Source organism: Pseudomonas fluorescens, from assembly GCF_902498065.1.
Classification (GTDB): domain Bacteria; phylum Pseudomonadota; class Gammaproteobacteria; order Pseudomonadales; family Pseudomonadaceae; genus Aquipseudomonas; species Aquipseudomonas fluorescens_BJ.
Genome location: NZ_CABVIR010000005.1, coordinates 243,516 through 265,861 on the forward strand (window position 1 = coordinate 243,516; position 22,346 = coordinate 265,861).

25 protein-coding genes are annotated in these 22,346 nt (G+C 58.9%); 14 read left to right on the forward strand and 11 right to left on the reverse strand.

The annotated features are described in order from the left end of the window. Nucleotides 1–6: 6 nt before the first annotated feature. The 5 genes from F8N43_RS19565 (at nt 7) to F8N43_RS19585 (ending at nt 3,932) form a co-directional block, all read left to right on the forward strand. Nucleotides 7–894, forward strand: coding sequence for a copper resistance protein B (locus F8N43_RS19565; protein ID WP_150654204.1), 888 nt, complete (start codon nt 7–9; stop codon nt 892–894). A 55-nt stretch (nt 895–949) separates the two neighbouring features. Next, the gene (gene copC, locus F8N43_RS19570) at nt 950–1,321 is read left to right on the forward strand and encodes a copper homeostasis periplasmic binding protein CopC (protein ID WP_150631584.1); all 372 of its coding nucleotides are present in this window, start codon (nt 950–952) and stop codon (nt 1,319–1,321) included. A 3-nt stretch (nt 1,322–1,324) separates the two neighbouring features. Next, a complete protein-coding gene (gene copD, locus F8N43_RS19575; protein ID WP_150654205.1) occupies nt 1,325–2,260 on the forward strand; it encodes a copper homeostasis membrane protein CopD in 936 nt (311 codons plus the stop codon). 282 nt (nt 2,261–2,542) lie between these two features. Then, on the forward strand, nt 2,543–2,941 hold the full coding sequence (locus F8N43_RS19580) for a hypothetical protein (protein WP_150654206.1): 399 nt from the start codon (nt 2,543–2,545) through the stop codon (nt 2,939–2,941). Nucleotides 2,942–3,146: 205 nt separating this feature from the next. Continuing rightward, nucleotides 3,147–3,932: a transporter substrate-binding domain-containing protein gene (locus F8N43_RS19585; RefSeq protein ID WP_150654207.1), complete on the forward strand. Its 786-nt coding sequence runs from the start codon at nt 3,147–3,149 to the stop codon at nt 3,930–3,932. A gap of 93 nt (nt 3,933–4,025) precedes the next feature. On the opposite strand, the gene F8N43_RS19590 is transcribed toward F8N43_RS19585, so the two are convergent. Beyond that, nucleotides 4,026–4,244 carry a hypothetical protein gene (locus F8N43_RS19590; protein WP_150631588.1) on the reverse strand — a complete coding sequence of 73 codons (219 nt, stop codon included), beginning with the start codon at nt 4,242–4,244 and terminating at the stop codon, nt 4,026–4,028. A gap of 533 nt (nt 4,245–4,777) precedes the next feature. Between F8N43_RS19590 and dusA the strand changes: the two genes are divergently transcribed. After that, nucleotides 4,778–5,773 (forward strand): tRNA dihydrouridine(20/20a) synthase DusA, encoded by a 996-nt coding sequence (dusA, locus tag F8N43_RS19595; protein WP_150637457.1) that lies wholly within the window; start codon nt 4,778–4,780, stop codon nt 5,771–5,773. A gap of 180 nt (nt 5,774–5,953) precedes the next feature. Then, nucleotides 5,954–6,880: a transaldolase gene (gene tal / locus F8N43_RS19600; RefSeq protein WP_084318046.1), complete on the forward strand. Its 927-nt coding sequence runs from the start codon at nt 5,954–5,956 to the stop codon at nt 6,878–6,880. 113 nt (nt 6,881–6,993) lie between these two features. On the opposite strand, the gene rssC is transcribed toward tal, so the two are convergent. Together rssC and rssB are read right to left on the reverse strand one after the other, a co-directional pair. After that, on the reverse strand, nt 6,994–7,476 hold the full coding sequence (rssC, locus tag F8N43_RS19605; RefSeq protein ID WP_150631590.1) for an anti-sigma factor antagonist RssC: 483 nt from the start codon (nt 7,474–7,476) through the stop codon (nt 6,994–6,996). Then, nucleotides 7,476–8,657 carry a two-component system response regulator RssB gene (gene rssB, locus F8N43_RS19610; protein ID WP_084323765.1) on the reverse strand — a complete coding sequence of 394 codons (1,182 nt, stop codon included), beginning with the start codon at nt 8,655–8,657 and terminating at the stop codon, nt 7,476–7,478. Before rssB ends, rssC begins: the two co-directional genes overlap by 1 nt. Before the next feature lie 276 nt (nt 8,658–8,933). Here rssB and F8N43_RS19615 point away from each other — a divergent pair, with 276 nt between their 5' ends. After that, the gene (locus F8N43_RS19615; RefSeq protein WP_150637459.1) at nt 8,934–9,233 is read left to right on the forward strand and encodes a PilZ domain-containing protein; all 300 of its coding nucleotides are present in this window, start codon (nt 8,934–8,936) and stop codon (nt 9,231–9,233) included. A gap of 61 nt (nt 9,234–9,294) precedes the next feature. Here F8N43_RS19615 and F8N43_RS19620 read toward each other — a convergent pair whose 3' ends face one another. Then, nucleotides 9,295–9,984, reverse strand: coding sequence for a VacJ family lipoprotein (locus tag F8N43_RS19620; protein WP_150631592.1), 690 nt, complete (start codon nt 9,982–9,984; stop codon nt 9,295–9,297). Nucleotides 9,985–10,185: 201 nt separating this feature from the next. Here F8N43_RS19620 and F8N43_RS19625 point away from each other — a divergent pair, with 201 nt between their 5' ends. Together F8N43_RS19625 and F8N43_RS19630 are read left to right on the forward strand one after the other, a co-directional pair. After that, a complete protein-coding gene (locus F8N43_RS19625; protein WP_150631593.1) occupies nt 10,186–10,806 on the forward strand; it encodes an HAD family phosphatase in 621 nt (206 codons plus the stop codon). Nucleotides 10,807–10,915: 109 nt separating this feature from the next. Next, complete coding sequence (locus F8N43_RS19630; RefSeq protein WP_150631594.1) at nt 10,916–11,179, forward strand: DUF4404 family protein; 264 nt, start codon at nt 10,916–10,918, stop codon at nt 11,177–11,179. An 83-nt stretch (nt 11,180–11,262) separates the two neighbouring features. Here the strand turns inward: F8N43_RS19630 and queF are convergent, their stop codons facing one another. Beyond that, nucleotides 11,263–12,093 carry an NADPH-dependent 7-cyano-7-deazaguanine reductase QueF gene (gene queF, locus F8N43_RS19635; protein ID WP_150631595.1) on the reverse strand — a complete coding sequence of 277 codons (831 nt, stop codon included), beginning with the start codon at nt 12,091–12,093 and terminating at the stop codon, nt 11,263–11,265. A gap of 61 nt (nt 12,094–12,154) precedes the next feature. Then, nucleotides 12,155–12,676: a plastocyanin/azurin family copper-binding protein gene (locus F8N43_RS19640; protein WP_150631596.1), complete on the reverse strand. Its 522-nt coding sequence runs from the start codon at nt 12,674–12,676 to the stop codon at nt 12,155–12,157. Between the two features lie 155 nt (nt 12,677–12,831). Between F8N43_RS19640 and F8N43_RS19645 the strand changes: the two genes are divergently transcribed. Both F8N43_RS19645 and F8N43_RS19650 read left to right on the forward strand, forming a co-directional pair. Further along, nucleotides 12,832–13,512: a heavy metal response regulator transcription factor gene (locus F8N43_RS19645; RefSeq protein WP_150654208.1), complete on the forward strand. Its 681-nt coding sequence runs from the start codon at nt 12,832–12,834 to the stop codon at nt 13,510–13,512. Then, a complete protein-coding gene (locus tag F8N43_RS19650; protein ID WP_150654209.1) occupies nt 13,512–14,861 on the forward strand; it encodes a heavy metal sensor histidine kinase in 1,350 nt (449 codons plus the stop codon). The genes F8N43_RS19645 and F8N43_RS19650 overlap by 1 nt, the downstream gene beginning before the upstream one ends. A gap of 123 nt (nt 14,862–14,984) precedes the next feature. Here F8N43_RS19650 and F8N43_RS19655 read toward each other — a convergent pair whose 3' ends face one another. The 3 genes from F8N43_RS19655 to F8N43_RS19665 form a co-directional block, all read right to left on the reverse strand. Beyond that, a complete protein-coding gene (locus F8N43_RS19655; RefSeq protein WP_150631599.1) occupies nt 14,985–16,229 on the reverse strand; it encodes a lipoprotein-releasing ABC transporter permease subunit in 1,245 nt (414 codons plus the stop codon). A gap of 64 nt (nt 16,230–16,293) precedes the next feature. Beyond that, nucleotides 16,294–16,977 (reverse strand): lipoprotein-releasing ABC transporter ATP-binding protein LolD, encoded by a 684-nt coding sequence (gene lolD / locus F8N43_RS19660; RefSeq protein WP_191623679.1) that lies wholly within the window; start codon nt 16,975–16,977, stop codon nt 16,294–16,296. A 7-nt stretch (nt 16,978–16,984) separates the two neighbouring features. After that, complete coding sequence (locus F8N43_RS19665) at nt 16,985–18,235, reverse strand: lipoprotein-releasing ABC transporter permease subunit (RefSeq protein WP_150631601.1); 1,251 nt, start codon at nt 18,233–18,235, stop codon at nt 16,985–16,987. 94 nt (nt 18,236–18,329) lie between these two features. Between F8N43_RS19665 and F8N43_RS19670 the strand changes: the two genes are divergently transcribed. Together F8N43_RS19670 and F8N43_RS19675 are read left to right on the forward strand one after the other, a co-directional pair. Then, entirely contained in the window at nt 18,330–18,908 is a 579-nt protein-coding gene (locus tag F8N43_RS19670; protein ID WP_150631602.1) for a PilZ domain-containing protein, read from the forward strand. A gap of 18 nt (nt 18,909–18,926) precedes the next feature. Next, nucleotides 18,927–19,649, forward strand: coding sequence for a glycerophosphodiester phosphodiesterase (locus F8N43_RS19675; protein WP_150631603.1), 723 nt, complete (start codon nt 18,927–18,929; stop codon nt 19,647–19,649). Between the two features lie 42 nt (nt 19,650–19,691). Here the strand turns inward: F8N43_RS19675 and sthA are convergent, their stop codons facing one another. Together sthA and F8N43_RS19685 are read right to left on the reverse strand one after the other, a co-directional pair. Then, nucleotides 19,692–21,086 (reverse strand): Si-specific NAD(P)(+) transhydrogenase, encoded by a 1,395-nt coding sequence (sthA, locus tag F8N43_RS19680; RefSeq protein ID WP_007907752.1) that lies wholly within the window; start codon nt 21,084–21,086, stop codon nt 19,692–19,694. A 208-nt stretch (nt 21,087–21,294) separates the two neighbouring features. Continuing rightward, complete coding sequence (locus F8N43_RS19685; protein WP_224787840.1) at nt 21,295–22,344, reverse strand: FAD:protein FMN transferase; 1,050 nt, start codon at nt 22,342–22,344, stop codon at nt 21,295–21,297. Nucleotides 22,345–22,346 lie beyond the last annotated feature (2 nt).

Sequence of the window (22,346 nt, forward strand, 5' to 3'; positions counted from 1 at the left end):
CTACCCATGACCAGACTCACCCCCCTCTCTTTGGCGCTCGTGACCGCGAGCCTGACACTTTCTTCGGCGATGGCCGCCACCGACGACATGCAGAACATGGATCACAGCCAGATGCAGGGCATGGACCCTGGCCAAATGCAAAGCATGGATGACGGCCAGATGCAGCCCGCCGCGCCGACCGAAAGCCGCACGCCGATCCCGGCGCTGACCGATGCCGACCGGGCCGCCGTGTATGCCAGCCCGACCGGCCACGGCGTGCATGACACCGCGCTCAACTATTACTTCCTCGCCGACAAACTCGAATGGCAGGACGCTGACAACGGCAGCACTCTGGCCTGGGATCTCTCCGGCTGGATCGGCGGCGACATCGATCGCCTGTGGCTGCGCTCCGAAGGCGAACGCACCAACGGCAAAACCGAAGACGCCGAAATCCAGGCCTTGTGGGGTCATGCCATCTCCCCGTGGTGGGACGTGGTGACCGGCGTCCGCCAGGACTTCAAACCTGGCGACCCGCAAACCTGGGCCGCGTTCGGCGTGCAAGGGATGGCGCTGTACAACTTCGAAACCGAGGCCACCGCCTTCATCGGGGAAGGCGGCCAAACCGCCGCACGACTTGAGGGCGACTACGACATCCTGTTGACCAACCGGCTGATCCTGCAACCAACCGCCGAACTCAACGTCTACGGCAAAAACGATCCGCAACGGGGGATCGGTTCCGGGTTATCCAACACCGAAGCCGGCCTGCGGCTGCGCTATGAAATCCGCCGGGAAATCGCGCCCTATATCGGCGTGACCTGGAACCGCACCTACGGCAAAACCGCCGACTACGCCAACGATGTAGGTGAGGACCGCAGCGAAGCACGCCTGGTCCTCGGTGTTCGCCTGTGGTTCTAAACGCATTAACTCAACAACCAAAAAAACAACCGCTTAAAGCGGTAAGAGGCCTTGCATGCGCATGATTAAAACTACCGCTGTTGTCATTGGGCTGCTCATGAGCGCGCTCGCTCAAGCGCACCCAAAACTACTTTCCTCCACTCCGGCAGAAGGTGCGGATGGCGCAGCACCCGGCAAAATCGAACTGCACTTTTCCGAAAGCCTCATGACCCAGTTTTCCGGCGCGAAACTGGTCATGACCGAAATGCCCGGCATGGCGCACTCCCCCATGCCCATGAAAGCTAAAGTCTCCGGCGGCAGCGACCCGAAAACCATGGTCATCACACCGCTTTCGCCACTGCCTGCCGGCACCTACAAAGTCGAATGGCGCGCGGTGTCGTCGGACACCCACCCGATCACCGGCAACGTCACGTTCAAAGTGAAGTGATTGATGAGCGACTCGGTCAGCATTGCACTGCGCTTTGGGTTGTATGTGGATTTGATGCTGCTGTTTGGCCTGGCGCTGTTTGGGCTCTATAGCCTTAAAGGACAGGAACGGAGATCGGGCGCGGTGTTGCCGTTTCGGTCGTTGTTGGTGGGAACGACGGTGCTGGGTGTGCTGTTTTCCGTCGCCAGCATGGTGGTGATGGCGAGCGCCATGAGCGGCGAGTCGGATTTTGCCGAGCTGCGTCCGCATATCGAGATGATGGTGTTTGAGACAGACGTGGGACTGGCCTGGACGGTTCGCGCTGTCGCGCTGGTTGTCGGCGGCTTGGCGGTTATGTTCAACCAACGAGCGCCCGGCATCAGTCTACTGATCGCATCTGCTGCTGGAGGCATCGCCCTCGCCAGCCTGGCCTGGAACGGTCATGGCGCGATGGATGAAGGTAGCCAGCGGTATTGGCATTTCATCACCGACATCTTGCATCTGCTGGCGGCGGGGGCGTGGCTGGGAGCGTTGATCGCATTTGCCCTGTTAGCGAGGATCAACTCACTGCAAAGCGAAGAGCGCATCCGGCTGCTCGTCCGTGCTGTCAAGCGGTTCGAATGGGTGGGCGCGGTGATTGTTGTCGTGATCACCGTAACGGGAATCGTGAACTACCTGTTCATTGTCGGCCCTGAACTGGACGAGGTGTTTCTCAGTACCTACGGGATTTTGCTATTTATCAAAGTGGGGTTGTTTGCCGGGATGCTGGTGCTGGCCGCGTTGAATCGGTTTCAACTTGGGCCACTCTTGGAACGGTCGCTGCGGGACAGGCAATACCGGGTAGCGGCGAATGCATTGCGACGCAGTGTGGTCGTGGAGTGGGTGGCGGCGGTGTTGATTGTGGGGTTGGTGGCCTGGTTGGGGACATTGAGTCCAGAGATGGAAGTGAGCGCGGAGTAACGTAAAGGGCTCCAGTTGATATGGATCAATGATTGCCTCTTGCTCGGGACTAAGCTCAAGAAAACCCCTCGGATCGGGTACACACTATGCTCTGGTTCCGCACTCACCTACCGCTGGTGACCCATCAAGTGTTCGCACTGTGGCCGCCAGCACGCCTGCGCCTCGTTCGTTTCAACAATTAAAACAATCCTCCGAGCGCCCGGAATTTCCGGACGCTCCCTGCGGCTTCACCTCTTTAGCGCAGCTCAATTCCTGTACGCCCCTGACTCACTGGAGATTGCCATGCATACGCACCTCAAAGCACTCGTCGCCGCACTGCTCATCAGTAGCCCATTGGTTGCTCTGGCCGTCGAGGAACATCACCCCGACACACCATCAACCGCACCGACCACCGCCACCGTCGCCACGCAAGACAAGGCCATGAGCGAACAGATGAAAAAAATGCAGGCGGCCCACGAAAAAATGATCGCCGCCACAACCCCGGACGAACGCCGGGCCGCCATGCAAGAAGGCATGGCCACGATGAAGGATAGCCTGGGCATGATGCACAACCACTGCCAAGGCATGGGAATGGGCAAAGGCATGTCCGGCGGCAAGGACCGCTCAGACCAGATGATGGGCATGATGATGAAAATGATGGATGAGCAGTCGAGCATGATGAAGATGCCGATGAACAACTAACGCCCTTAAAGATGCCCTTGACCTTGCCATCGCGGCAGGGTCAACGATCGATTTACGTCATCAACATGAAGGCGTAAAGAAGAAATCTGGCTGCGGCGGGTCAAGTTGCTGCTGTCACTGAGTCCGCCCCGGCGAGGATGAAGTTGAGCGGTGCGACAGAAAGTAGGTACTCTCAGCGCCACTCCATCATGGAAGCCGGATAACAATGAAAAACATACAAATCGCAATGATGCTCGGTGGTCTGCTCGCGCTATCGTTTGCCGCTCAGGCAGAGCAATCGCATTTGGACAACGTCATCCAACAAGGCCAACTGCGCGTGTGTACGACGGGCGACTACAAGCCCTATACCTCCAAAGCCGAGGACGGCGAATACTCGGGCATCGACATCGCCATGGCCCGTTCGCTGGCCGACAGCCTGGGCGTCAAGGTTGAATGGGTGCAGACCACTTGGAAAACCCTGATGCCCGACATGCTGGCGGGCAAATGCGACATTGGCATGGGCGGAATCTCGGTCACGCTTGATCGGCAGAAAAAAGCCTTCTTCAGCACCACGCTGGATGTCGACGGCAAAGTCCCCCTCGTACGCTGCGAGGATCAGGCGCTGTACCAGACGGTCGAGCAAATCAACCAGCCTTCGGTTCGTTTGGTCGAACCGGCCGGTGGCACCAATGAAGCCTTTGTTCACGCGTTTTTGCCCAAGGCGCAATTGAGCCTTCACGACAACGTGACCATCTTTCAAGAACTGCTGGACAAGAAGGCGGACGTGATGATTACGGATGCGTCGGAAGCGTTGTATCAGCAGAAGCTCAAACCTGGTTTATGCGCGGTGAATCCGGGGCAGTTTATGCAGTATGGGGAGAAGGCTTACCTGCTGCCGCGTGATGATATGACTTGGAAATTGTATGTGGATCAGTGGTTGCATCTGGCTAAGGTGACGGGGAAGTACCAGAAGGTCTTGGGAGAGTGGATAGCTACGCCTGAGACCAAATAGCCCTCTACGCTGGCGACGCCTGCGTTCGGCTGCGCAGTAGCCCCCTTCCGGGAACACGCAACGGCAGGAATGCCGCGCCGTTGCGTCACGACCCTAGTCGTCGTGCAACAACCCGGAACTGTACTCGCCGAAACTGTTACCTAACGCACTGCCATGGAAATTCAACTGACTGTGATTATTGGTCGGCCCCGGGCCAAAGCCGGCAGAGGGCTGAACGTCTTCGGAGTAATTGCTTTGGGTGGTTACACCCGAACAGGCGCTCAACAGCAACGCACCACCGATCAGCAAGACTTTGAAGAGGTTTGAGGTCATTTTTCAGTTTCCCTGTGGACTGGGGGCGAGGTGATGCAAGCTTTAGTCAGCATCGTAGACCGGGAAGACGATGCGCATTATGAAGCTTTGCGGGGCGACAGCATTGGTTCAGCTACAGCGGCTTCTTGCCGCGAAAAAGGTCGTTCCCCAGACAAATCATCAAAAGAGCAACGTCCTGCATGACACTCGGAAGTGTTCTTACACTTGTCCGTTGCTGCGCTTTTGTCACGAGGCCTATAGTTCATCCAACGCCCAAATGGCGCCAAATCAACGAAGTGGATCAGTGGAGAAACGGTAGCCGATACAACACGCTTGCAAGCGTCCTTCGCCCTCAGAGTCTTTTTTTCACAAAATTGAAGTCGTTTCACGGCGAAAAATGGCGACAGATTTGTTTACCCATAACGATCCAGTCCATTTCCAATCATGTCGCTGTTCAGATGCCCTGAACAACGGCAACAAGACTCGCCTAAGCCCCGCAACCCCAATCCTGATAAACTCCCCACCTCCCAGCCCCACCCATCTCAGAACCGCCAATGCCCCCAATCACCGCCACGCCCGCCCCGCTCTCCCGCCGCTTCTCCGTCGCTCCGATGATGGATTGGACAGACCGCCACTGCCGTTTCTTCCTGCGCCTGCTCTCCAGGCACGCTCTCCTCTACACCGAAATGGTCACCACTGGCGCACTCCTCAACGGTGATCACGAGCGTTTCCTGCGTCACAACGAAGCCGAACACCCGCTCGCGCTGCAACTGGGCGGCAGCGTGCCGCTGGACTTGGCCGCCTGTGCACGCATGGCTCAGGACCACGGTTACGACGAGGTGAATCTGAACGTCGGCTGCCCGAGTGATCGGGTGCAGAACAATATGATCGGCGCGATGCTGATGGGGCATCCGCAGTTGGTGGCCGATTGTGTGAAGGCGATGCGCGATGCGGTGTCGATCCCGGTGACCGTGAAGCACCGCATCGGGATTAATGGACGGGACAGCTACGAAGAGTTGTGTGATTTCGTCGGTACGGTTCACGACGCCGGGTGCACCAGTTTCACGGTGCATGCGCGGATTGCGATTCTGGAAGGGTTGTCGCCGAAGGAGAATCGCGACATTCCACCGCTGCGCTATGACGTGGCGGCGCGATTGAAGGCGGATTTTCCGCAGCTGGAAATTATTCTCAATGGCGGAATCAAGACGCTGGAGGCCTGTCACGAGCATTTGCAGACCTTCGACGGCGTGATGCTGGGCCGTGAGGCGTATCACAACCCTTATGTGATGGCCGAAGTGGATCAGCAACTGTTCGGCAGCACGGCGCCGGTGATCAGTCGGGCCGAAGCGCTGGCGCAGTTGCGGCCCTATATAGCGGCACATATTGATGCGGGCGGTTCGATGCACCACATCACCCGGCATGTGTTGGGGTTGGGCACCGGGTTTCCGGGCGCGCGCAAGTTTCGGCAGCTGTTGTCGGTGGATATTCATAAAGCCAAGGAGCCTTTGGCGTTGCTGGATCAGGCCGCGGAGTTGCTTGACGGGCGCTAACGGTCACCCGGGTTGAACCTGCGTCCTTATTTGGCATCGTATTTATCGACACCGCGCCCCGCCATTCAAACAGCCGTTTTTTCAGGTTGTTGCCGCCGGGGCCTTCGATACGTACATGCGCCCTTGAGTGGCTGTCAGCGCTCGGGTAATGTCATTAGACCCATAGGACAGAGCACGCCCATGACTTCCAAGCTGGAACAACTCAAACAAATGACCACCGTGGTTGCCGACACCGGCGACTTCGAAGCGATCGCTCGCGTTAAACCGGTGGACGCTACCACCAACCCTTCCCTGCTGCTTAAAGCCGCGGCCATTCCCGGTTATGCCGAACTGCTGAACGCGTGCGTCAGCGACTGCAAGGGCGATGTGGGCCTGGCCAGCGACCGTTTTGGCGTTGCGGTTGGGCAAGAAATTCTGAAGGTGATTCCGGGCCGTATTTCCACTGAAGTGGATGCACGTCTGTCGTTCGACACTGACGCCGTATTGAAGCGTGCGCACCGTCTGATCGAGCTGTACGACAAGGCCGGCATTGGCCGTGACCGCGTGCTGATCAAGATCGCCTCCACCTGGGAAGGCATCCGCGCTGCCGAGATTCTGGAAAAAGAAGGCATCCAGACCAACCTGACACTGCTGTTCTCGTTCGCGCAAGCGGCGGCGTGCGCCGATGCAGGTGTGTTCCTGATTTCGCCGTTCGTGGGCCGGATCTACGACTGGTACAAGAAGGCCAACGGCAACGACTACACCGGCGCGGATGACCCGGGCGTGCAGTCGGTGACGCGCATTTACAACTACTACAAGGCCAATGACTACAAGACTGTGGTCATGGGCGCGAGCTTCCGAAATCTGAATCAGATTGAGCAGTTGGCCGGTTGCGACCGTTTGACCATCAGCCCTGACTTGATCGATAAGCTGGCGGCGGACACTGGCAAACTGGAGCGTAAATTGGCGCCGGGTCATGCTGGTGAAGCGCGCTTGAGCTTGAATGAAGCGCAGTTCCGTTGGTTGTCGAACGAAGATGCGATGGCGACCGAGAAACTGGCTGAGGGGATTCGTCAGTTTGCTCGGGACCAGGAAAAGCTCGAGGCGCTGCTGCAGGCCAAGCTGTGATCTAGTTCAGCGCAATGCAAAAAGGGCGAACCTTGATGGGTTCGCCCTTTTTTATGTGTCGATTTTGGGATTGCTACGCAGTCCAGCGGGAGCAGGCCCCCTCGCCACAGGTATCAATGACGCTCCAGCGCATTCACCAGGTCATGAAACGCTTCACGATTCGAATCATTCAACCCCATCAGGATCTTGTGCGCTTCGAGCACTTTGATCCGCACCACTTCTTCCGACTGGTCCTGGTCAGGCAAGTCGGTCAGGCACTCAGGGCACGGGATCGGGCGGTCCACGATGTTGAACACCTGCTCAAAGCCCATGGACTGCAGCAGACGTGTGATGTCTTCGTGGGTGGTAACGACGGTCGGCAGCAGGCCGACTTTCTGCCGCGAAAGGATAGACAGTTTGGCCAACAGGCCAAGAGTGGTGCTGTCAATGCTGCGGGTTTCGGTCAAATCAATCACGATCGCGTTGAAATTCATCGCGGTGAAGATTTTCTCAATAGTCGCATCCAACGCCGAACACAGGGTCAGGCGAACTTCACCGACGAACTTGAGGACGAAGGTGCCGTCCTGCTCGGCGAACTGGATTCTACCGGTACTCATTAAAGATTCCTGCTCAACACCAACAGGGCGATATCATCCGGCATCTCCCCTAGCGTGGCCAATCCAAAAACCTGCCGCAGCCCATCCAGGGTGCCGCCCGCTGCCTTGACCCGTTGGGGCAAGGCCGCTTCTTTTTCTTTGAGTGTAGGCTCTGGCAAAAGGTCCAGAATGCCATCGGACATCAGTGTCAGGCTGAATGTCGGCGGCAATTCCAGCACGTGATCTTCGTAGGTGGCTTCATTGAAGAGCCCCACCGGTAGACCACGTCCTTCCAGATATCGAACACTGTCTGGCGTGTACAACACAGGCAACGGTAAATGACCACCGATGCTATAGGTCAACAAACCTGTCTCCTCGTCGATGACTCCACCGACCATTGTGACGTGTTTGCCCAGCTTACAACTGATCAGGCCTCGGTTGATATGACCAAGGACCTCTGAAGGCTTGAATTCCGGCAATGTGCCGTTGCGCTTTGACTCGAACAGCAAGCGCGTAGTCATGAACTTCAGCAGCACGGTAACGAAGGCTGAAGAGGCGCCATGACCGGAAACGTCCGCCAGGTAGAACGCTACCCGACGCTCATCGACCCGAAAGTAGTCAACGAAATCACCCGACAGGTACAGCGACGGGATGATCTGGTGTGCAAACTGGAACTCGTCGATGGTCCAGGGACTGACCGGCAGCATGTTCATCTGCACCTGGCGACCGGCATTCTGGTCTTCCTGGAGCAGGTTCAGGCTGGCTTCGAGTTCGCGATTGGCCTTTTCCAGCTTCTCGCGGTAGCGCTGGTTTTCCAGCAGCAGACGCGCGCGATCCAGGGCCCGGCGCACAGAGTGCTCGAGCACGGCAAGATCTTCGAGAGGCTTGATCAGGTAATCCGCCGCGCCCAGGCGCAAAGCCTCGACCGCGTCGTTCATCACGCCGGCACCCGAAACCACAATCACCGGGGTTTGCGGTGACCGTTCGGTGACCTGGCGAATGAGTTCGAGTCCGCCCATCTGCGGCATGCGCAGATCGCAGATGACCAAGTCGGGCTTGTCTTGCTCGAATACCTGAAGACCTTGCTGGCCATTGCTGGCCTGCAAGACGCTGAAACCACTGTCTTCCAAATAGGCGGCGAGGCTCGCGCGCACTACTTCGTCATCATCGATTATCAGCAGCGTGGCACTGGTTTTTGGCATGTGGGCAAACGGCGCCAGAATTAGGTTGGCGTAGCAGGCTGGGCAATTGACCCCGCGCACACTACTGGATTCGCTTTCTAGCCTCTCTGCCGCACCGTTTTCGAGCATTTGCCCTACTCACAGGCACACCAGAGGTGCCCTTCTAAGGCGCAGACGGTACTCCCATCCGCGGGGCGTTTCAAGCTCACGCCGATGGTCGCTTGACGTCTTTACTAGTCAAATCACCGGGAGTTATAAGAACAGGCAAAACCGTAACCCAATGGAAGGATGAAGCCCATGAGCCAAACCGAACGGGACTACAGCGAAAAACGTGATTTCATCCGCATGCGAGTCGATGCCGATGTCGCGCTGATTCATCAAGGGGACGAGGTTGCAGCCGTCTGCATCGACCTTTCCAGCAGCGGCATGCAGGTCGAGGCACCGCGCTTGTTCAACGTAGGCGACCGGCTCAGCGTGCGGATTGAGTCCGATCATGCGGCACTCAAAGGACTCGAAGCCGACACTGAAGTGGTGTGGGTGAAAGCCCAGGACGGCGCCAGTCAGAAACTCGGCCTTACAATCTTGAAGATGAAATAACCCGGATCCAAAACCAAAGAAGGCGGCCACTGGCCGCCTTCCTGGTTTTTACCGGTCGAGATTAAAAATCGTCTTCGACCTGGCCGTCTTTGACTTTGAACTCGCGGTTCTGCAAGTACGCATTGCGGATGAAGGTGTATTTGTCGCCGCTGATCAACTTCTCGGCCGACAACAGGCTGGCGCGGGTGTCGACGATGTTCAGGCCGAAGATCGAGTTACGCACTGGTACGTCGTGGATGTACGGGTACGGGCCGGTGTAGCCATCGACAAACTTGGCTGGCGCATCACGCAGGGTGCTTGGCCCCAGCAACGGCAGCATCAAGTACGGGCCACTTCCTACGCCCCAGTAGCCTAACGTCTGACCGAAGTCTTCGTCGCTGCGGTTCAGGCCCATTTTGGTGCCCACATCGAAGAAGCCCAGCAGGCCGAAGGTGGTGTTGAAGATCAGGCGTGCGGTGTCGACGCCGGCAGCGGCCGGTTTGGCCTGCAAGATGTTGTTGGCAAGGTTGGTGACATCACCGACGTTGCGGAACATGTTGTGGATGCCGTCTTCGAGAAATTGCGGGGTCACGAACTGGTAGCCCTGCGCCAGAGGCTTCAGCGCATAGGTGTCGACCACATCGTTGAACTTGTAAATCGGACGGTTGATGCTTTCCCAAGGGTCGTCTTCCGTAGCTGCCTGGGCAACGAACGGAGCCAGCAACATACTGGCACACACACACAGCTGAGCTAGATGATTGCTCCAGCGCATAGAAAAACTCCTTGGATTGTACTGGCGCGAGCGACTTGGCCCGGGCGTTAAGCTGGCTAGTATAAGACGGAAAAGTCGCTTTAGGCAGCATCGTGCGCGATGGCCTACGGATGATTCGCCATGACTGTGAGCGATTCACATCAATGTCACTCAACTGTCACCGGCGACACATAGCCTTGTCGCTATTTCAGGGAAGTTTACATGCCGCACGCCGAAACCTTACCCCTCACCGCCCCCAGCCTGACCGCCGTCCTGTTTGGCCTCAGCGGTTGCCTGGTGGACTTCGGCGCCCGCACGCGTCAACACGACGCCCATTCTGTCGAGCACGCCGAGGTCACCCCAGGCGCCCTCGACAGCTTGCACAGTTTGCAGCGCCAACAGATTCCCTGCGCCTGGCTCGACGAGCTCTCCCCTGCACTCAGCCATTCCCTGGCCGTCGCCCTGCCGGAGTGGATCAAACCTTCGCAACACCCCGAAACAATCAATCCGTGGCCGGCACCTAATGCGTGCTGGCAAGCCTTGATGGCGTTGAATGTCGGACGACTGGATGGCTGCGTACTGGTCAGCGGTGAACCGCGATTGCTGCAATCGGGCCTGAACGCCGGGTTGTGGACGATCGGTCTGGCCTCCTGCGGCTCACTCTGCGGACTCGCGCCCAGCGAATGGCAAGCCTTGAGCCAAAAGGAACGCGAACACCTGCGCGGAAAGGCTACCGTGCAATTGTTTGGCCTGGGCGTGCATTCAGTGATCGATCATCTCGGCGAACTCGACACCTGCCTGGCGGACATCAGCCTGCGTCGACTCAAGGGTGAAAAGCCCTGATCGAGATCATGCAGGTTTCTCGCGAGTGGATTAATCTAAAGGTCAGCCATAGACCTTTGGCGCGCTGCCGCGGTCTATGCCAGTGCCTATCGATAAAAGGAAGAACGCCATGCCTGCCCGCGAACTGCAAGACCAGCTCAATGCCCTGCGCGAGCAATTGGAACAGAATCCTCCGCTGACCGAAGCCGAGCGCGCCGATCTCCATGCGCTGATGCAACAGATCGAACTTGAGCTTGAGCTGGAAACCAAAACCCAGGACTCCAGCCTCGCCGATGGCGTGAATCTGGCTGTCGAACGTTTCGAACTTGAGCACCCCGCCATTGCCGGCACCTTGCGCAACATTGTGCAAACGCTGGGCAACATGGGGATCTGAACCCGCCAGATGCAAAAAGCCCCGCTAGTGATAGCGGGGCTTTTTAATGCCTGCGATTTGAGCTCGCTCCTGCAGGGGATTTTTTATTGGCGGACCAGGCGGTGGTTCGGCAGTTGCACGTCTTCAGTGCTGCGATACGGGTTGATGTCCAACCCGCCACGACGCACATACCGCGCATACACCGTCAATTTCTCCGGTTTCAGCAACCGTTGCAGATCGAGGAAAATCCGCTCCACGCATTGCTCATGGAAGTCCGAGTGCTGACGGAAGCTCACGATGTATTCCAGCAGACTCGCGTGATCCAGCGCCGCGCCACGGTATTCCACCGCCACACTGCCCCAATCCGGCTGACTGGTCACCGGGCAGTTGGATTTGAGCAAATGACTGTGCACGCTCTCCTCGACAATGCGCGACTCGTCGCAACGCAGCAGTTCCGGCCGCGGATGCTCGTAGTTGCTGACGCTGATCTCCAGGTCATCGATGCACACGCCCGGCAGCGCCACGACGCCTTCGGCTTCAACGTCTTTCAGGCTGCGAATCCGCACGCCAACCGGCTTACCCGCCGCAGCGGACAGGTCTTTCACCAGCGTCGCTTCAAGGCTCGCGGTGTCGGCAAACGGCGTCTGGTTCAGTGAGTTCAGATACAGCTTGAACGACTTGGATTCGATGATGTTCGGCGAATCCGCCGGGATACTGAATTCGCCGATCGCCACCACCGGTTTACCGGATGGCAACAGCCACGACAGCTCGAAGCAATTCCAGAAGTCCACGCCCTTGTACGGCAGGGTTTCTGCCGTCAGGCCCAGCTCGGCCCATTTCGCAGTGCGCGGGATCGGGAACAGCAAGGACGGCGTGTAAGTGGCGATGTATTCGCTGGATTTGCCCAGCGGCGAGTGTTCGGCTGCGGGATGCATGGCGGAAACCTGACTGAAGAATCAGCGGATTCTACCAGCCTTTGCGCCCGCCTTTGAGTGCTTACTGACTGACAGTCAACTTGCCGACCATGCCAGCCTGATAGTGGCCTGGAATATTGCAGGCAAACTCCAGATTGGTGGCCTTGGTGAAGGTCCAGGTCAGTTCAGCGGTCTTGCCTGGCTCGACCAGCACGCTATTGGGGTCATCGTGCTTCATGCCGTGATCCATTCCCGCCATCGCTCCGTGGTCCATTTCTTTCATGCCTGTAGGCGTAAGCATGCCGCTCTGCTGCATCTTCGACATTTCCTGCTGATGTTTTGCATGCATCGCCGCATCACCAAGGTTGAATTCGTGCAGCAATTGGCCCTTATTCACCAGCACGAAGCGAACCGTCTCACCGGCCTTGATATCAATGGCCTTGGGGGTGAACGACATGTCGCCCATCACCACTTCGACGCTGCGATCAGCCTTGTCGGCCGAGGCTGGTTGACCGAAGTCGTAGGTGCGCGCCGGCGATGCCCACGCCGGCGAACTCAACACCAGCAGGCACGCAGCCAACACCAGGGGTTTGCGCAAAAACATAGTCGTACTCCAACAAGATAAAGTTCAGCCTGTGGAACACACTAAACTGTTGCCACTGCCCGTAACCTGACAGCCAGATTACAACTTTGTCAGGTTGGCCTGCGCGATCACTGCCCACGGTATAAAGCGTTCGTTCCACTTGCCTCGAGTCGCCCATGAAACTGCTGATCGTCGAAGACCAACCGAAAACCGGCCATTACCTGCGTCAGGGCTTGACCGAAGCCGGGTTCAACACCGAACTGGTGGCCGACGGCAGCACCGGCCAGCAATTGGCCCTGAGCGGTGACTACGCACTGCTGATCCTCGACGTGATGTTGCCCGGTCGCGATGGCTGGCAAATCCTGCAAGCCGTGCGCCGCGCCGGCCTCGATACGCCGGTACTATTTCTGACAGCGAGAGATGCGGTGGAGGACAGGGTTCACGGCCTCGAACTGGGCGCCGACGACTATCTGGTCAAGCCGTTCGCCTTCTCCGAACTGCTGGCCCGGGTTCGCAGCCTGTTGCGTCGCGGCACCACCACGCATCAGGAAACCAGCCTGCAACTCGCCGATTTGCGCCTGGATCTGATCCGCCGCCGCGTCGAACGCAGCGGTCAGCGCATCGACCTGACCGCCAAGGAGTTCGCCCTGCTGGAAATGCTCCTGCGCCGTCAGGGCGAAGTGCTGCCCAAATCGCTGATCGCCTCCCAGGTCTGGGACATGAATTTCGACAGCGACACCAATGTGATCGAAGTCGCCATCCGCCGTTTGCGCCTGAAGATCGACGACGAGTTCCCGAACAAGTTGATCCACACCGTGCGCGGCATGGGTTATGTCCTCGAAGAGCGCCCGGCCTGATGCGCAGACTTTCATTGAGCAGCCGCCTGGCGCTGCTGTTTGCGGCCTGCACTGCGGTGGTTTCGTTGTTCGCGGGCGTGTTGTTCAGTCGCGCCAGCGAGGCGCACTTCGTTGAGCTGGATCAGCAATTGCTGGACGGCAAGCTGATTGGGCTGCGTCAAGCGCTTCACAATCTGCAGTCGAGTGAAAGCGAAATCAAATTGGCCGATGAATTGAACCGTCAGGCTGATTTGTCCCTGCGCATTTCCGGTAGCGACGGCACGCGCTGGTACGACAGCACCACGAGCCTGCCCGATAAACTGCCGCAGACACCGGGTTTGTCGACCTTGAACGACGACGGTACCGATTACCGCGTCTTGAATGCGCCTTTGTTTGTCGAAAAACCTGACTCACCACAATTGACCCTGCTGCTGAACATCACCCACCACCAGCACTTTCTACAACGCATGCAGCGCCTGATCTGGCTGACCGTCGGCTTGTCAGCCCTGGCCACTGCGCTGCTGGGTGCCTGGGCGGCGCGCAGCGGGTTGCGTCCGTTACGGCGCATGAGTGCGATCGCCAGTGGCGTCTCCGCGCAGTCGCTTAGTGCCCGACTGCCCGAAGAGAACATGCCACCAGAACTTGCGGAAATGGCCCACCACTTCAACGCCATGCTCGGACGCCTCGACGACTCTTTTCAGCGACTCTCGGCGTTTTCCGCCGACATCGCCCATGAACTGCGCACGCCGCTGTCGAACCTGCTGACCCACACCCAGGTCACCCTCACCCGCCCGCGGCCCATCGAGGATTACCGCGAAGCGCTGCACAGTAACCTCGAAGAACTGCAATGGATGGCGCAACTGGTCAACGACATGTTGTACCTGGCCAAGGCTGACCATGGATTGTTGATGCCCAAACGTGAACAACTGGAAATGGGGGAAGAAGCGGATGTGTTGCTGGAGTTTTTTGCGCCGCTGGCCGAAGACGCCCAAGTGACGTTGAGCCGCGAAGGCAACGCGCGCCTGGTGGGAGACCGGAGCATGCTGCGCCGGGCGCTTTCGAATTTGCTGGATAACGCGTTGCGGTTCACGCCGGCCGAGGGCGAGGTCCGGGTGCGGATTATTGAGCGGCCAGAAGGTTTGAGCCTGACGGTTGAAAACAGCGGCGATGAGATAGACGGGGTGTTGCTACCGCGACTCTTCGATCGTTTCTATCGGGCGGATCCGGCGCGCCAGGAAGGCAGCAGTGAACATGCGGGGTTGGGATTGGCGATTACCCAGTCGATCATCCGCGCCCATGGCGGGCAGATTCGTTGCGAATCGGATAACGGATGGACGCGGTTTGTGATTGATTTGCCCAAAGGAGATTGAGGCCAGCAATTCCGGCCTCATCGCTGGCAAGCCAGCTCCTGCAGTGACCGAGTTGAATCACAATATTGCGAACGACTCGAAACTCTGTGGGAGCGGGCTTGCCCGCGATGGCGGTCTTAAGGCTTACGAATACCGCAACGCGTGAGCCGGCTCGATCTTCGCCGCCCGCCACGCAGGATAAACCGTGGCAAGGAAGCTCAACACAAACCCGGCCGAGCAGATCAACAACACATCCCCGCCCTGCAATTCCGAAGGCAGGTTGCTGACGAAATACACGTCAGAACTGAAGATATGCTGCCCGCTGACCCGCTCCACCCAGCCCACCAGCTCACTGACGTTCAGCGCTGCAATCACGCCGAGCACGCCGCCGATCAAAGTGCCGACCACCCCAATCACCGTGCCCTGGACCATGAAGATCGCCATGATCTGCCGTGGCGTAGCGCCGATGGTGCGCAGGATCGCGATGTCCGCGCCCTTGTCGTTCACCACCATGATCAGGGTCGCGATGATGTTGAACGCCGCCACTGCAACGATCATCAGCAACAGCAGGCCGATCATGGTTTTTTCCATTTTCATCGCACTGAACAGACTGCCCTGGGTGTGAGTCCAGTCGTCAGCCTTGTACGCCGTGCCCAAGCCGCCAGCGATATCGCTGGAAACCTGCGGCGCCGCGTACAGATCCTTCACCGCCAGGCGCACGCTCTGCACCTGATTCGGTTCCCAATGTTGCATCTGCGCGGCATCGGCGACGTGGATCAGCGCCATCGAGCCATCCAGCTCAGCACCGACCTTGAACACACCCACCACATTCAGCCGCTGCATGCGCGGGGTGATCCCGCCCGGTGCGGTGCTGACTTCCGGCACAATCAGGGTGATTTTGTCGCCAACATTCAAGCGGAAACGTCTTGCTGTGATCTCACCGATCACTACACCGAACTCGCCCGGTTTCAAGGCATCGAGACGCCCCTGGACAATGTGCTGGGCAACGATCGAGACCTTGCCTTCCAGCGCCGGATCGACGCCACTGACCTGAATCGGCTGCATCGTGCCTTTATAGGAGAGCATGCCCTCCATTTCGGTGAACGGCACGGCGGCGGTGACTTCCGGGTTCTTCATCGCGGCGGCGGCCACCGGCTGCCAATCGTCGATCGGGTTCACGCCGACGATGGTCGCATGGGGCACCATGCCGAGGATGCGCGAGCTCATTTCGCGCTGGAAGCCGTTCATGACCGACAACACCACGATCATCGCCAGCACGCCGAGGGCGAGGCCGATCATCGAGGTCATCGAGATGAACGAAACAAAGCGATTGCGGCGCTTGGCGCGGGTATAGCGCGTGCCGATAAAGATCGATAACGGTCTGAACATTCGCTGGGGCACCGTATAAAAACAAAAAGACCCGATGTCTTTTCAGACATCGGGTTTCGACCAATCAGATAGGCGTCAGGCAACCTTCCTGCAAATGCAGGACGCGATCCATCTGGCGAGCCAGGTTCATGTCGTGGGTCACCACCAGAAACGCCGTGCGCATCGAGGTGCTGAGTTCCAGCATCAAATCCTGAATGCCCTGGGCGGTGTGGGAGTCGAGGTTGCCGGTCGGCTCGTCGAGCATCACCAGGCCTGGCTTGTTCACCAGCGCGCGGGCGATAGCCACGCGTTGACGTTCGCCACCGGACAATTCCGCCGGTTTGTGTTCCAGGCGATGGCCCAACCCTACCCGCTCCAACAACGCCGTCGCACGCTGGCGCGCTTCCGGGATGGCGGTCTTGCCGATCAGCAGCGGCATGCAGACGTTTTCCAGCGCGGTGAATTCCGGCAGCAAATGGTGGAACTGGTAAACAAACCCCAGCGACCGATTGCGCAACAGACCGCGATTCTTCTCGCTGAGTGCCGACAGCTCTTCACCGGCGAGCCAGACACTGCCCTTGGTCGGCGTATCAAGGCCGCCCAGCAGGTTGAGCAAGGTACTTTTGCCCGAACCCGAGGTGCCGACAATCGCCACGCGCTCACCGGGATGCAGCTCCAGTTGCAGACCGGCCAACACCTCTACCGACTCCGGACCCTCCTCGTAGGATTTGCCCAGGTTGCGGCAGCTCAAGATTGCTTTATCACTCATGCCCGACTCACTCATAACGTAGCGCCTCCGCAGGCTGGGTGCGCGCGGCACGCCAGGCTGGATACAGGGTGGCGAGGAAACTCAGGACCAACGCGGCGGCGCAGACCATCAACACATCCTGGCTCTGCACTTGCGACGGCAGGTAATCGATGAAGTACACGTCGGCGTTGAGGAACTTGTGTCCGATCAGGCCTTCGAGCGCCGAGATCGCGGCGCTGACGTTCAGCGCGGCGAAGATCCCGACCACGGCGCCGATCAGCGTGCCGAACACGCCGATGACGGTGCCCTGGACCATGAAGATCGCCATGATCGAACGCGGCGTGGCGCCGAGGGTTCGCAGAATGGCGATGTCGCCCTTCTTGTCGTTCACCACCATCACCAGCGTGGAAATGATGTTGAACGCGGCCACGGCAACGATCAGCAGCAACAGCAAACCGATCATGGCTTTTTCCATGCGGATCGCCTGATACAAATTGCCGTGGGTGCGGGTCCAGTCGCGGGCGTAGAAATGGTCTTCGCCGAGCTGCTGGGCGATGGTCCACGCCGTGCGCGGCGCCTGGAACAGGTCGTCGAACTTCAAGCGGATGCCCTGCACCTGATCCGGTTTCCAGCGATGCAGCTTCGCCAGGTCCTGCAGGTTGGTCACACCCAGGTAACCGTCGATCTCACCGGCGCCGACATGGAAAATGCCGACTACGGTAAAGCGTTTCATGCGCGGAAACATGCCGGCCGGGGTCACGGTGACTTCCGGTGCAACAAAGGTCAGCTTGTCGCCGATGGCCGCGCCGAGCTTGGCGGCCGCCTTGTCGCCGATGACGATGCCGAAACTGCCGGGTGCGAGGTCGTCGAGTTTGCCCTGCAGCATGAACTTGTCAATGATCGACACCTGGCGCTCCAGCGCCGGGTCGATGGCATTGAGCAACACCTTGGAGACCTTGCCATTGTTGGTCAGCAAACCCTGCATCTGCGTAAACGGCGCCACGGCCGTCACCTGCGGGTTTTGCTTGACCTTGGCGGCGAGGCCTTGCCAGTCGCTGATCGGCTCACCGGACTCGATGGTCGCGTGGGGCACCATGCCCAGCACGCGCGTGCGCATCTCATGATCGAAACCGTTCATGACCGACAGCACGACAATCATCACGATCACGCCGAGGGCAAGACCGATCATCGAAGTCAGGGAAATGAACGACACAAAATGATTGCGACGCTTTGCACGGGTATAACGCGTGCCAATAAATACGAAGAGAGGTCTGAACATGTCGGGGCTTGTTCGGAGGGAAAAGGAACGTCCTTGTGGCGGGGGTCGATAACCAGCTTTACACTCAGACCACCGCCGCTACCATGGGTTCGCCATGTCGACATTAGATGAAGAAGATCGCCGCGAATACTACCGTATCGAGGACACGATCGCACTGGAAATTCGGCCCCTGTCCGCTCCCGAAGCCGCAGGCCAGGAAGTGTTGCAGGATGCTTCCCCACTCTTCAACTTGCTCAGCGAACTGCACCTGAGCGAATTCGAGTCGCAACACCTGCTGCGCCAGATCAGTGAACGCGACCGCAACCTCGCGGCATTCCTGAAATCCCAGAACAAACGCATCGATCTGCTCAGCCAGGTGATCGCCATCACTGTGCTCGGGCAGATAGGCGAGCCACAGCCAGTGATCATCTCGGAAGGTGGCATCGACTTCCTGTATCCGACCGCTATCGCAGCAGGCACTCACCTGTCGGTAAAACTGGTGCTGATGCCGCAAGCCCTCGGCCTGTTGCTGCGGGCCCGGGTCACCCATTGCGATCGCAAAGGTGAAGGCTTCGACATCGGCACCGAGTTCGAACGCCCGACCGACGCCCAGCGCCAACTGCTGGCCCGCTACATTCTGCAAAAGCAGGCCCAGGAACGACGCCTGGCCCGCGAAAACGAATCAGGCCTTTAATTTTTTTAAGGAAGAACCGTGACCCTCATCTACGGCCATCGCGGCGCCAAGGGCGAAGCACCGGAAAACACGCTGAACAGCTTTCAGCAATGCCTCAAGCACGGCGTGCGCCGTTGCGAACTGGACCTGCACCTGTCCATGGACGGCGAGCTGATGGTCATCCACGACCCGACGCTCAAGCGCACCACCGACCGACGCGGCAAGGTGGTCGAGCACACGGCCGCCGAGCTGGTGACCTACGACGCGCGCAAGGGCGGCCCGGGCTGGATCAAACCGTGCCCGATCCCCACCCTGGAAGAGTTGTTCGAGAAATGCGATTTCGAACACTGGCAGCTGGAAGTCAAAAGCGCATCACGCACCCGCGCCGCGACCACCGTGCTCGCGATTCGTGAAATGGCCGTGCGTCACGGCCTGCTCGACAAGGTGACCATCACGTCAAGCTCGCGCGAAGTGCTGAAAGCCGCGCTGGACCTGGTGCCGGACGTGTCCCGTGGACTGGTGGCCGAATACGCCTGGCTCGACCCGTTGAAGGTCGCGCAAAGCTACGGCTGTGAGATTCTGGCGCTGAACTGGACCCTGTGTACGCCGGAACGCCTGCAGAAGGCGCAGCGTCAGGGGCTGCATGTGTCGGTATGGACAGTCAACGAGCCCGCGCTGATGCGCAGACTCGCCGACTTCGGCGTTGACAGCCTGATTACAGACTTTCCCGGTTTGGCCATTGCCACGCTCGAGAATTGCTGAAATCGGTCTCCCCGGCCGGCTCAGGCCACCGGCCGGAGCCGCTCAAAAAAGCCGGTTGAGGCCATCGTACGCCGCTACCCGATAGGCTTCGGCCATGGTCGGGTAGTTGAACGTCGTGTTGACGAAGTACTTCAGCGTGTTCAACTCACCCGGCTGGCTCATGATCGCCTGACCGATGTGCACGATCTCCGACGCCTGATAACCGAAGCAGTGAACGCCCAGTACTTCCAGCGTCTCGCGGTGGAACAGGATTTTCAGCATGCCTTGAGGCTCGCCGGCAATCTGCGCACGCGCCATGCTCTTGAAGAACGCCTTGCCGACTTCGTACGGCACCTTGGCCTGCGTCAACTCCTGCTCGTTCTTGCCGATCGAGCTGATCTCCGGAATGGTGTAGATGCCGGTCGGCACGTCATTCACGAAGCGCCAGCTGTTGTTATCGACAATGCTGCCAGCGGCCGAACGCCCCTGGTCGTGGGCAGCGCTGGCCAGGCTCGGCCAGCCAATCACGTCGCCGGCACCGTAGATGTTCGGTACGCAGGTGCGGTAGGCCTCATCGACTTCGATCTGGCCACGGCTGTTGACCTTGACGCCGATATTTTCCAGACCCAGCTGGTCGGTGTTACCGGTACGGCCGTTGCACCAGAGCAAGGCGTCGGCCTTGATCTTCTTGCCGGACTTGAGGTGCAGGATCACGCCATTGTCCACGCCTTCGACGCGGTCATAGTCTTCGTTGTGGCGAACCGTGATGTTGTTGTTGCTGAAGTGATAGCTCAGCGCCTGGGAAATTTCCGAGTCGAGGAAGCTCAGCAGCTGACCGCGGTTGTCTACCAGCTCTACCAATACGCCCAGACCGCTGAAGATCGATGCGTATTCGCAACCGATCACGCCAGCGCCGTAAACGATGAGTTTGCGCGGGGTGTGGCCGAGGCTGAGGATGGTGTCGCTATCGTAGATACGCGGGTGATGGAAGTCGATGTCCGCCGGGCGATAAGGACGCGAGCCGGTGGCAATGATGATGTGCTTGGCGACAAGCTTCTCGACCACACCGTTGGCGCAGACCACTTCGATGGTTTGCTCGTCGGCGAAACTACCGGTGCCGAAGAACACGTCGACGCGGTTACGGGCATAGTAGCCAGTGCGCGAAGCGACTTGCTTGGAAATGACTTTCTCGGCGCTTTTCAGCACGTCCGGAAAAGAGAACCAGCGCGGCTCACCAATGGCCCGGAACATCGGGTTGGTGTTGAACTGCATGATCTGCCGGACCGAGTGACGCAGTGCCTTGGACGGAATGGTGCCCAGGTGGGTGCAGTTGCCGCCGACCTGGCGACGGCTGTCGACCATCGCCACCTTGCGCCCTGCTTTGGCGGCGTTCATTGCCGCGCCTTCTCCCGCCGGGCCGGAACCCAGCACCACCACGTCGTAGTTGTAGACAGCCATGCGTACTCCTCAGAACAGGCCGCGGCGCCCTCGGCACCTGCGGCTAAATCACGCCGAATCTGCGGCGTGAAGGAACAATTTGGGGCCAGTGCAGAACCCGGACACAGTCTATAGAAGCGTCAACGCCGCGCACATTAACCCTTGGTCGCGTCGTAGGCTACTTTTGCCTGCACTACAACGCCAGTTTTCAATGCGCGAATCACCGTAATCATTCGGTTTTGCCGCCACTGAGGCGTTCAAAAGCCTGATTGGTGCGTATGACAAAACCTGTATCGGCACGAATCACAAAGAATGCACCGATGTTGTGAGTTTCGGCATAGTCCCAACCCCGTTCAGGACCGAGAATCAGCAACAGCGTCGATAAGCCATCGGCCATCAACGCTGAAGGATGAATGACCGTGACTGATGCCAGGGTGTGTAGGACCGGTGTGCCAGTGCGGGCATCGAAGGTGTGGGAATAGCGCCGACCACCCTGCTCGAAATAGTTACGGTAGTCACCGGAGGTGGACACGCCGTAGCCGTCGACGGCGATGATGCGCTCGGCTACTTGCTCGTCATCACGGGGTTCTTCCAGGGCGATGCGCCACGGCGAGCCGTCGAGTTTTTTGCCGACAGCCTTGAGTTCGCCGGTGGCTTCAGCAAGGTAGTCGTGGATGCCCATCGCTTCAAGTTTTGCGGCAATCGTGTCGACCGCGTAACCGGCAGCGATGCTGTTGAAGTCGACCTCGACCGCGGCATCCTTGCACAACCGGTCCCCGTCGATGCGCAAGTGGCTGTGGCCGACGCGCTGCTGCACCTCGGCCAGCGCTTGGGCACTCGGGACTTTTTCCTCACGCGCCTGCGGGCCAAATCCCCAGAGGTTGAGCAGCGGCTCCACCGTCAAGTCGTAGGAGCCTTCGCTTTGCGAGGACAATCGCTCGCCGACGCGGACCAATTCGAGTACCGGGCCAGGCATGACCTGACAGCGGCCGGCCGGCAGTGCGTTGAAGCGCTCGGTGTCCGAGTCGCTGCGATAGGTCGAGAATTGTCGATCCACTTCGGCGAGGATATTTTCCACTTCGGCCTGTACCGCTTTCGGCCCAGGCGTGGAGGCATGCCTTACGTATTGAATGGAATAACGACTGCCCATGGTCGGGCCGTCGAAGCGTTCCAGGCTGTCGCCGTTACCGCAACCGGATAAAACGCCGGCCAACACCAGAAGTCCACTCAACCGTCCAGTTAACAAATCTTCATCTCCCTTCAAAACCGCTCCCGCCATTA

Bases quoted from the DNA above. Each gene is read 5' to 3' on its own strand.
- rssC (WP_150631590.1), bottom strand. From the start codon at position 7,476: ATGAGTACCGGTAGAATCCAGTTCGCCGAGCAGGACGGCACCTTCGTC.
- sthA (WP_007907752.1), bottom strand. From the start codon at position 21,086: ATGGCTGTCTACAACTACGACGTGGTGGTGCTGGGTTCCGGCCCGGCG.
- F8N43_RS19630 (WP_150631594.1), top strand. From the start codon at position 10,916: ATGCCTGCCCGCGAACTGCAAGACCAGCTCAATGCCCTGCGCGAGCAA.
- copC (WP_150631584.1), top strand. From the start codon at position 950: ATGCGCATGATTAAAACTACCGCTGTTGTCATTGGGCTGCTCATGAGC.
- tal (WP_084318046.1), top strand. From the start codon at position 5,954: ATGACTTCCAAGCTGGAACAACTCAAACAAATGACCACCGTGGTTGCC.
- F8N43_RS19665 (WP_150631601.1), bottom strand. From the start codon at position 18,235: ATGTTCAGACCTCTCTTCGTATTTATTGGCACGCGTTATACCCGTGCA.
- queF (WP_150631595.1), bottom strand. From the start codon at position 12,093: ATGCATCCCGCAGCCGAACACTCGCCGCTGGGCAAATCCAGCGAATAC.
- F8N43_RS19620 (WP_150631592.1), bottom strand. From the start codon at position 9,984: ATGCGCTGGAGCAATCATCTAGCTCAGCTGTGTGTGTGTGCCAGTATG.
- F8N43_RS19625 (WP_150631593.1), top strand. From the start codon at position 10,186: ATGCCGCACGCCGAAACCTTACCCCTCACCGCCCCCAGCCTGACCGCC.
- rssB (WP_084323765.1), bottom strand. From the start codon at position 8,657: ATGCCAAAAACCAGTGCCACGCTGCTGATAATCGATGATGACGAAGTA.
- F8N43_RS19590 (WP_150631588.1), bottom strand. From the start codon at position 4,244: ATGACCTCAAACCTCTTCAAAGTCTTGCTGATCGGTGGTGCGTTGCTG.
- F8N43_RS19685 (WP_224787840.1), bottom strand. From the start codon at position 22,344: ATGGCGGGAGCGGTTTTGAAGGGAGATGAAGATTTGTTAACTGGACGG.
- F8N43_RS19655 (WP_150631599.1), bottom strand. From the start codon at position 16,229: ATGTTCAGACCGTTATCGATCTTTATCGGCACGCGCTATACCCGCGCC.
- F8N43_RS19640 (WP_150631596.1), bottom strand. From the start codon at position 12,676: ATGTTTTTGCGCAAACCCCTGGTGTTGGCTGCGTGCCTGCTGGTGTTG.
- F8N43_RS19585 (WP_150654207.1), top strand. From the start codon at position 3,147: ATGAAAAACATACAAATCGCAATGATGCTCGGTGGTCTGCTCGCGCTA.
- copD (WP_150654205.1), top strand. From the start codon at position 1,325: ATGAGCGACTCGGTCAGCATTGCACTGCGCTTTGGGTTGTATGTGGAT.
- F8N43_RS19580 (WP_150654206.1), top strand. From the start codon at position 2,543: ATGCATACGCACCTCAAAGCACTCGTCGCCGCACTGCTCATCAGTAGC.
- F8N43_RS19615 (WP_150637459.1), top strand. From the start codon at position 8,934: ATGAGCCAAACCGAACGGGACTACAGCGAAAAACGTGATTTCATCCGC.
- F8N43_RS19670 (WP_150631602.1), top strand. From the start codon at position 18,330: ATGTCGACATTAGATGAAGAAGATCGCCGCGAATACTACCGTATCGAG.
- F8N43_RS19645 (WP_150654208.1), top strand. From the start codon at position 12,832: ATGAAACTGCTGATCGTCGAAGACCAACCGAAAACCGGCCATTACCTG.
- F8N43_RS19565 (WP_150654204.1), top strand. From the start codon at position 7: ATGACCAGACTCACCCCCCTCTCTTTGGCGCTCGTGACCGCGAGCCTG.
- dusA (WP_150637457.1), top strand. From the start codon at position 4,778: ATGCCCCCAATCACCGCCACGCCCGCCCCGCTCTCCCGCCGCTTCTCC.
- lolD (WP_191623679.1), bottom strand. From the start codon at position 16,977: ATGAGTGATAAAGCAATCTTGAGCTGCCGCAACCTGGGCAAATCCTAC.
- F8N43_RS19650 (WP_150654209.1), top strand. From the start codon at position 13,512: ATGCGCAGACTTTCATTGAGCAGCCGCCTGGCGCTGCTGTTTGCGGCC.